This window comes from Vibrio sp. V03_P4A6T147 (assembly GCF_002241085.1).
GTDB lineage: Bacteria > Pseudomonadota > Gammaproteobacteria > Enterobacterales > Vibrionaceae > Vibrio > Vibrio anguillarum.
This window is the reverse complement of sequence record NZ_NDIO01000367.1, coordinates 1-9583: the sequence shown is the minus strand read 5'-3', so window position 1 is coordinate 9583 and position 9583 is coordinate 1. Positions and strand designations below refer to the sequence as shown.

At 47.3% G+C, this 9583-nt stretch carries 6 protein-coding genes; 3 read left to right on the top strand and 3 right to left on the bottom strand.

The annotated features are described in order from the left end of the window. Nucleotides 1-55 precede the first annotated feature (55 nt). Both B9J84_RS14260 and acnB read left to right on the top strand, forming a co-directional pair. Nucleotides 56-2314: a patatin-like phospholipase family protein gene (locus tag B9J84_RS14260; protein ID WP_176429457.1), complete on the top strand. Its 2259-nt coding sequence runs from the start codon at nucleotides 56-58 to the stop codon at nucleotides 2312-2314. 246 nt (nucleotides 2315-2560) lie between these two features. Further along, nucleotides 2561-5158: a bifunctional aconitate hydratase 2/2-methylisocitrate dehydratase gene (gene acnB, locus B9J84_RS14255; protein WP_094124413.1), complete on the top strand. Its 2598-nt coding sequence runs from the start codon at nucleotides 2561-2563 to the stop codon at nucleotides 5156-5158. Between the two features lie 212 nt (nucleotides 5159-5370). On the opposite strand, the gene B9J84_RS14250 is transcribed toward acnB, so the two are convergent. The 3 genes from B9J84_RS14250 to B9J84_RS14240 form a co-directional block, all read right to left on the bottom strand. Then, nucleotides 5371-6510, bottom strand: coding sequence for a glycerate kinase (locus tag B9J84_RS14250; protein WP_094124412.1), 1140 nt, complete (start codon nucleotides 6508-6510; stop codon nucleotides 5371-5373). A gap of 20 nt (nucleotides 6511-6530) precedes the next feature. Beyond that, complete coding sequence (locus B9J84_RS14245) at nucleotides 6531-7796, bottom strand: GntP family permease (protein ID WP_013857655.1); 1266 nt, start codon at nucleotides 7794-7796, stop codon at nucleotides 6531-6533. A gap of 133 nt (nucleotides 7797-7929) precedes the next feature. Continuing rightward, entirely contained in the window at nucleotides 7930-9075 is a 1146-nt protein-coding gene (locus B9J84_RS14240; protein WP_017048371.1) for a sugar diacid recognition domain-containing protein, read from the bottom strand. Nucleotides 9076-9156: 81 nt separating this feature from the next. On the opposite strand from B9J84_RS14240, the gene B9J84_RS14235 reads away from it, so the two are divergent. Then, the gene (locus B9J84_RS14235; protein ID WP_010317535.1) at nucleotides 9157-9543 is read left to right on the top strand and encodes a YacL family protein; all 387 of its coding nucleotides are present in this window, start codon (nucleotides 9157-9159) and stop codon (nucleotides 9541-9543) included. The last annotated feature ends 40 nt before the right edge of the window (nucleotides 9544-9583 follow it).

Genomic DNA, 9583 nt, shown 5'->3' with positions numbered 1-9583 from the left:
GATTTAAGGAAGAGTCGTGAAACAGTTTTTAAGTAACTTATTGTTCTTGGTATTCATGTTTCCTGCGACTTTCGCGGTGGCTGATGAGCCACAAGCTGAAAAACCTATGCTGGACAGTGCTGCGCGCCCTAAGATTGCTGTGGTACTTGCTGGTGGCGGAGCAAAAGGTGCAGCGCACATTGGCGTTCTCAAAGCGCTGGAAGAGATGCGCATCCCCGTTGATTTCATTACTGGTACCAGCATGGGCGCTTATGTGGGCGGCCTCTATGCCAGTGGTATGAGCGCCGATGAAATTGAAAGTTTAATTTACAGCGTAGATTGGAATGAAGGTTATCGTGACCGGGTCAACCGTAGCCAACGTCGTGTTCGGGATAAAGAGTACGAAGACCGCTATCAACTGACCACCGACCTTGGACTGCGTTGGGGGGAGATCCGCGCACCACGTGGTGTGGTGCAAGGGCAAAATATGTTGCGTATTTTGCGAGAAACGTCGGGCAATCTCTCTGAATTTCAGTCCTTTGATCAACTGCCTATTCCTTATCGCGCGGTAGCAACTGATATCATTGCTCTTGAGGAAGTGGTGCTGGATCGTGGCTATTTAGTGGATGCGATGATGGCGAGTATGTCAGTACCTGGAGCACTGCCACCTTACGAAGTTGATGGTCGTTGGTTAGTCGATGGCGGTGTGACCAATAACATGCCTGTTGATGTTGCACGTGCCTTAGGGGCTGATATTGTTATCGCGATCGATATTAGTACCGATTACAAAAACCAAGAAGCTTTCACCACCTTTTTGACAGTAGCCGATCAGCTTTCCAACTATCTCGTACAAAGAAGCACTCAAAAACAAGCACGTTTATTGAATGAGCGAGATGTATTTTTACGCCCTGATGTCGGCAGGATGGAAACCACTGAATTTGATAAAATGCCTACGGCTTATAGGAAAGGGTACGATATCGCAATGGCGAACCAATCGGTATTGGCTTCGTTGTCATTATCGAGTGCTAGTTATCAACGCTATGTGGAAGCAAAACAGGCTCGCCGCAGGGCTTTAATTTATGGCGATGATGTGAAGGTTGATGAAATCGTACTCAACAACCGCAGTCATTACAGCGATCAATTGTTAAAAAACCGTTTACATTTAAAGACAGGACAACCGCTATCAACCGAGCAGATTGAAGCGACGGTCGAAAATCTCTATGCATTGGATCGCTTTGAGTTAGTGACCTATGAATACCGAGAATTTGAAGGAAAGAACCAACTGGTCATCGATGTAAAAGAGAAATCTTGGGGGCCAAATTACCTCAATTTTCGCTTTTTCTTAGAAGATGATTTTCATACGGATAGTCAGTATGCGCTGGGTATCTCTTCCAATTTCACCAACTTAAATTCGTTTGGTTCTGAATTACGTTTCAATCTAGAAATGGGCACCGATAAGATCATCGAAGCGGAGCTTTTTTCTCCTCTGTTCTCAGGGCAAAAAGCGTTTACCTCAGCTTTGATTTCGTTTAGCAATGATAAACGTAATAAGCCAATGCAAGGGTTTGATGACACCAGTCTAGAAGCCAGTAAAGATTATTTGCCGATCAGCTATTTAGAATGGATTGGAGAATTGTCGCTTGGTTATCAAGATAAATTATGGCGAGAGTTTAAGGTAGGGATCCGCTATACCGACGGGGAGGCCGAAGTCTCAAATTGGCCATCCATGGGAAATATGGATTACACCCGTGCTGGTGTGTTTGCTAACTACCGCATTGATACCTTAGATGACTTCAGCTTGCCTACCCATGGTGTTTATCTTGATCTTGAGTATCTTGCATCACACGATAAAGTTTCTGGCGTCTCTTCCGATCTTGAATCAAACGATACGGTGTATGAATTTTCCGGTGAATTGATCGCTGCTTATAGCCTTGGCAGGCATACTTTGGTCGGTAATCTTGATTACGGTGTGGTACAAAGTAAAAATTCCAGTGAGCCGATAAACCCTAAATCGATTGGTGGTTTCTTAAATTTATCAGGTATTCCTCGTAACAGCTTGATTGGACAGAATAAAGCGTTCACCAGTTTGGTGTATCGTTATCGCTGGTTTGATAATGACTTTGGCCTGTTCAGTTCCCCATTTTATGTCGGTGCATCAATAGAATACGGCGGTGTATGGTCTGATCCTGATCTAAGCTTTGATACCGCCCCATTATACGGTGCGGGATCGGTGTTTGCCGGTGTTGATTCGCCGATTGGACCGATTATGTTTGCTTATGGTCGAACCGAAGATAATTTTGATTCGATATACTTGAGTATTGGCACTACCTTTTAGCGAGAATTGAGCTGAAAAGTGGGCGGTAAGTGACTCAAAAATCATAGAACTTTAGTCTTAAGTTGCTATGTTGGTCAAAATGATAAGATTTTAATTTAAAGTTAAATTTGCTATTCTTCGTCCCACAGTTTGGCCTCTCTGCCGCTGATTACATAAAAATATCTGGCAATGGAGAGCCAAGTTTCCAAGGATGTTTGCCCATCATGTCAATAATAATGGGGTAAACCGCAATGAGAGGAAAAAGTCGTGCTTGAAGCCTACCGTAAACACGTCGCAGAGCGTGCTGCCGAAGGAGTTGTTCCTAGACCCCTAAATGCTGAACAAGTCGCAGGACTTGTTGAACTGTTGAAAAATCCCCCTCAAGGTGAAGAAGCGTTCATGCTTGATCTCCTTGAAAATCGAATTCCTCCCGGTGTGGATGAGGCCGCTTATGTTAAAGCGGGCTTTTTAACCGCCATCACTAAAGGTGAGGTCTCTTCACCGCTAGTGAGCCGCGCAAAAGCTGCGCAACTACTCGGAACTATGCAAGGCGGTTATAACATCGAGCCGCTAGTTTCATTGCTTGATGATGCTGAGCTGGCACCGATTGCGGCTGATGCACTATCGCGTACTCTACTGATGTTTGATGCGTTCTATGACGTTGAAGAGAAAGCAAAAGCGGCTAATGCACATGCACAAAAAGTGTTGCAATCATGGGCAGACGCGGAATGGTTCCTTTCAAAACCGGCGCTTCAAGAGAAGATCACGCTAACCGTATTTAAAGTTACTGGCGAAACTAACACTGATGATTTGTCACCAGCGCCAGATGCATGGTCACGCCCAGATATTCCAGTGCATGCACTGGCTATGTTGAAAAATGAACGTGAAGGCATTCAACCCGATAAAGCAGGCAGCATTGGCCCTATCACTCAAATCGAAGCTCTAAAAGAGAAAGGCCATCAGCTAGTCTATGTGGGTGATGTGGTCGGTACAGGCTCGTCTCGTAAATCCGCGACTAACTCTGTTTTGTGGTTTATGGGTGACGACATCCCATTTGTGCCTAATAAACGCGCGGGTGGCTACGTGCTCGGCGGTAAAATTGCACCTATCTTCTTCAACACCATGGAAGATGCCGGCGCGTTGCCGATTGAAGTTGACGTTACCAAACTCAACATGGGTGATGTGATTGATGTTTACCCATTTGAAGGCAAAGTGTGTAACCACGACACTGGCGAAGTGCTTGCTACGTTCAAGCTTAAAACCGACGTATTGATTGATGAAGTGCGCGCTGGCGGCCGTATTCCACTGATCGTTGGTCGTGGTTTAACGGATAAAGCACGCGAAGCACTAGGCTTAGAAGCGTCAACAGTATTTCGTCGCCCAGTTGCAGTGGCTGATACAGGTAAAGGTTATACACTGGCTCAGAAAATGGTTGGTAAAGCATGCGGCGTGACGGGTGTTCGCCCGGGGACTTACTGCGAACCTAAAATGACCACGGTTGGATCGCAAGATACCACTGGCCCGATGACACGTGATGAATTGAAAGATTTGGCGTGTCTTGGTTTCTCTGCTGATTTAGTCATGCAATCTTTCTGTCATACCTCGGCTTATCCAAAGCCTGTTGATGTGAATACCCATCATACCTTGCCTGATTTCATCATGAACCGTGGCGGTGTTTCACTGCGTCCGGGTGATGGCGTTATTCACTCATGGCTAAACCGCATGTTGTTACCTGATACCGTCGGTACTGGTGGTGACTCGCATACACGCTTCCCGCTTGGCATTTCATTCCCAGCCGGTTCTGGCTTGGTTGCTTTTGCGGCCGCAACGGGTGTGATGCCACTGGATATGCCAGAATCTGTCTTGGTGCGTTTCAAAGGTGAAATGCAGCCGGGCATCACGCTGCGCGATCTAGTGCACGCGATTCCTTATTACGGGATTAAGCAAGGCCTGCTTACAGTGGCGAAAGCGGGGAAAATTAACGAATTCTCTGGCCGTGTGCTAGAAATCGAAGGGGTTGAGCACTTAACGGTTGAGCAAGCGTTTGAACTTTCTGATGCCTCGGCAGAACGCAGTGCGGCGGGTTGTACGGTTAAATTGTCACAAGCCTCAATTGAAGAGTACCTCAACTCTAACATCACTATGTTGAAGTGGATGATCGCCGAAGGTTATGGTGACCGCCGTACTATCGAGCGTCGCATTACGGCGATGGAAGCGTGGCTAGCCAATCCTGAGTTGATGCAAGCGGATAGTGATGCAGAATACGCACATGTGATTGAGATTGATCTTGCTGAGATTAAAGAGCCGATTTTATGTGCGCCAAATGACCCAGACGATGCGCGCTTACTTTCTGATGTACAAGGTACGCCTATTGATGAAGTCTTCATCGGTTCTTGTATGACCAACATTGGTCACTTCCGTGCGGCAGGTAAATTGCTTGAGAAGTTCAATGGTCAGTTAGACACACGTTTGTGGGTTGCGCCACCGACTAAGATGGACAAAGATCAGCTTATCGAAGAGGGCTATTACGGCATCTTTGGCCGCGCTGGGGTACGCATTGAAACTCCAGGATGTTCGTTATGCATGGGTAACCAAGCGCGTGTTGCCGATAAAGCGACCGTCATGTCGACTTCGACCCGTAACTTCCCGAACCGTTTAGGGACTGGCGCGAATGTTTACCTTGCTTCGGCAGAGTTGTCGGCCGTGGGTGCCATTTTAGGCCGCATTCCAACACTGGAAGAGTACCTAGAGTACGCGAAGCAGATCAACGCAACTGCAGCTGATACCTATCGCTACCTCAACTTCCATCGTATGACGCAATACACTAAAAAAGCGGACAGTGTGATTGTCCAGCAAACGGTGTAAGAGCTATCCAAGCTAACCTCCTAATAAAAAAGCCACCGATTCGGTGGCTTTTTACCATTCTAGCTTCTCACTCAATGCTGAAATAACATTAGATTAAGTTCGATTGGTGGCTGCAATGCTCCGCCAACAATGACTTGACCCATAATTCATAACGTTGTTCTGTCAATGGAGTTAAAATGAGTGTGAACGTCATATGGTATTCAGCGAAATAGTTATTGCCTGTGAGACAAGCTAAAAACACACGCGACATTACGCGCGGTCATTTCTACATTTTGCGCCGCTTCGGCAAGGGCTGTAGGCAAGTCGACCGAGCGTGGAACGACACTGAATACCGCATCAATGCCATGTGGGTGAACAACGGCGCAGTCTGCTGACAAGCAGCCTGCAATGCCGATCACTGGCACGGAAAAAAGTTTGGCAGTGCGCGCAACACCGATTGGCGTTTTACCGTGAATGGTTTGGCTATCAATGCGTCCTTCCCCAGTGATGACTAAATCGGCATCCTTTACCACATCGCTAAGGTTCACGGCATCCATCACAATTTCAATGCCCGGACGAAGGCTCGCTCCTAGTAGACCAACCAGCGCCGCACCTAAACCGCCTGCCGCGCCAGCACCCGGCATCTCTTTAACATCACGACCTAATTGCGTTTTGATGATGTTTGCATAATGCGCAAGGTTGGCATCAAGTTGCGCGACCATCTCGGGTGTTGCTCCTTTTTGTGGGCCAAAGACGTGCGAAGCGCCTTGTACGCCGCACAGTGGATTATCGACATCGCAGGCGACCTCCAGTTTGATGCGGGCTAAACGTGGGTCCAGTAGTGTGAGATCAATCGAGGCCAGTTTTGACAATTCACCGCCACCAAAGCCTAATGGATTACCATCTGAATCAAGCAGTTTAATGCCGAGGGCTTGCGCCATGCCGAGGCCACCATCGTTGGTTGCACTGCCACCAATGCCGATGATGATGTGTTCAACACCTTGATCAAGCACGGTTTTAATCAGCTCACCAGTACCGTAGCTGGTGGTGTTCATTGGGTTGCGTTGCTCTGGCGGCACCAGGTGTAAGCCCGATGCGGCCGCCATCTCAATGATCGCTGTTTTACCATCACCCATTAAGCCATAAAAAGCCTCGACTTGCTCACCTAGCGGCGCCGTCACCGTTGTGGTAACAATCGATCCATTAGTGGCATCAACCAGTGATTGGACCGTCCCTTCGCCGCCATCGGCCATCGGTAACTTAATGTAGTGCGCATCGGGTAACACTTGTTTGAATCCATTCTCTATCGCGGTGGCGACTTCCATTGCCGTTAGGCTCTCTTTATAAGAATCTGGAGCAATAACAATTTTCATTTTTTAACACCTTAACTGCGTTAAACAAACAGACCAAATACGCCAAAAATCATCACAGAAATGAAGGCAATCACTAAACCTACTGCCGATTCATAAGGAATTAAGGTGAGACGCTCACGAATGTCCATATGTACCGCTCCGCCCGTGGCGTGGAAGAAACTACCGTGTGGCATATGATCAAGTACGGTCGCACCTGAATGGATCATGGCAGCCCCTGCCAGCGCGGGTACGCCTAGCTCGAGTATAGTGGAGCTAAAGACGCTGGAGGCAACGGCTGTACCTGCGGTGGTTGAAGCGGTTGCCAGTGACATCATTGCACCTGAGATCGGTGCAAGCAGGTAAGAAGGTAACCCAGAAGCGGTCAGTACTTCGATTAAACCGCCTTTAAGACCTGAATTGGCGATGATGCCGGCTAAAGTACCAGTACCAAGCAGCATAACCGCAACCGGAGCCATGCGTGTTAAACCTGAAACCGCGAAGTGGTTAGTGTCTGCAAATCGTCCCATCACGACCGCACCGACTAACCCGCCTAATGGGAGTGCAATTAAAGGATCCACATTGATGCCAGCGATAGGGCGTAGTGCGAGTAACACAATCGCCACTAATGGTGCGATGATCGCTGAGCTAAAGCGGGGTAGCCTAGAATGATCCACCGCAACGACTTCACTGGCGGAGACTTTACTTCCTTTATTGACTAAACGTTTGGCAATCAAGTAAGCCACAATAAGCCCGCAGATCCCAGGAATAATACCCGCCGCCATTACAGAAGTAAGTGGCACGTTAAACGCGTCGGCTGCGGCAATCGCATTAGGGTTAGGTGACATTACGTTACCCGCTTTACCGCCGCCAATCATCGCTAGCAGAATGGCCGCCTTGGAGAGATCGGCACGGCGAGCGATCGCCAGAGCGATAGGAGATACGGTGATTACTGCTACGTCGACAAACACGCCGACCGCAGTCAAAATTAAGGTTGCTAAGGCCAAGGCAAATAAAGCGCGAGTTTCTCCAACCTTTTTCACTATGGTTTCTGCAATGGAAGTGGCAGCGCCTGATTCAATCAATACACCAGCCAAAATACCTGCTGCAAGAATGCGTAGTACTGCGGTCACAATGCCTTGTGCGCCACCAATCATCAGAGCAACGGTGTCGGTCAGCGATACACCGCCGATCACGCCACCGACCAACGCGCCGATGATCATGCCATAGGCGGGTGGTACTTTTTTTAGAATGAGCGTGATAGCTACGACTAATGCGGCCAGAGCTCCGAGAGTTGAAACTTCAATCATCTTCTATATCCATATTTTTTATCAGTGATTGGCTGCAATATAGGGAGCAAAAATAAAAGAGTCTTCGGTCTATTGCACAGATTACTGGCTTTGACGCGACTGATTAATTGTGCAAATGCACAATTTTATGTTTTTATTTGAAGCAAGATAAAGCCAAATAAAGGTGAGTAATGTCATTTAACTGATTGAATTTTAAAGCGGTTACTTGCTCAATTTTTTCAAGCCTATAGCGCAAGGTATTACGGTGAATATGCAGTGCTTGGCAAGTTTGATGAACATCGCAGTTTTGCTCAAAATAATGGCGGAGGGTTTTAATTAATATTCCCTTAGTATCATACCGTTCCAGCAGGGTATAAGGTTGGCGTAACTGCTCGCGGCTCCATGGCTCATGCTGTACGCTATTGAGCAGTACAGGTAACTTATCATCTTGATAAAAGAAGACGTCTCCCTGTTTATGGTGGGAGGCTTGCATCGTCAACTTGGCGGTTTGATAAGATTGAGCCAGCCCAGAGAGCGTTGGAAAATAATCACCTAGTGCAATTTTGATGGTGAATTTGCCCTCTTTTTTCACTCGCTTCAACAGTTGATTGACTCGTTTAGTTTCGGCCTCTTGTGACCAACCTTTTTCGGTGAGTGAGATGGGTTTTAAAACCACTACTTCGTTGTGAGAAACTGAAATGATCCCCACCAAATTGTCCCGTTCAGGGTATTCCAGCAGATGCACCAACTGCTGTAAGTGTTCTAGCGATAAGGCGGTATCGTTATCTGGGATCAATTTGACCACGGCAGCGATACGCGGCTGGGAAAGGTCGAGCCCTAATCGCTCGGCGATTGAATTGAGCTGTGTTTCGTTGAGAGTGGCACCTTGAATTAGTTGTAATAGCAGCTCTTCACGGTGGCGCTTATTCCACTGTACTTGTGCCATCAGTGCGGCTTGTTCAACGATAAGCTCCGCCGTCATTTTGACCAGCTCGCCATAACGGTGAACCTCCGTTGGGTTACCGGAAATTCCAACCACGCCGATCACTCGTTGTTGATAAATGATGGGGAAATTGATGCCGGGTTTAACGCCTTTTAGGTAACTGGCGGTGGCATGATCAATTTCAACCACTCGATTTTCATTGATGGCTAAAATCGCCCCTTCGTGTTTCTGGTGCAAACGAGTGGGATCACCTGAGCCAATAATGCGTCCCTTTTCATCCATTACGTTGACTGAATAAGTGATGATCTTCATCGCTCTTTCTACAATCTGGCGTGCGGTGGTTTCTGTGATCTGCATAATCTCAAGTGGTTTCGTTAGCCATAATCACCGATAATAACAAAGTTATCCGTATCCCCAAGCACCAATATCGAGAACCCGATGGACTACGAATTTAAAAAAAACACCCTAGATGGGAGCTATTACTGCTCTTTTTCGATGGGGCACGAAATTATTGGCCGTTGGCTACAAGAGGAGATCAGCAACGATCTTCCCAAAATAGATCAAGTTATTGCGCTAATGGCAGCATCGAAACGTGCATTTAATCAAGAGCAGACGCTTGAGGGGCAGGAAATCAGCGTGATGATTCTTGCCGATGAGGTCACGGTTCAGGCCAATGTTTTGACGCATGGTGAAGCGCTTGATAGTGACAGTGAGTTTGATTTTTACGATTGTGAAAGCACTGCAAGCTGCGGCATTGATGATTTTGCTTTGATGATCAAGCAGTGGTGCGAATTTGTACGTTACTCACCTGCGGACTTCACTTAGCGCTGCACAAAACTGGTGAAGATTAAACACTTCGCTTTAT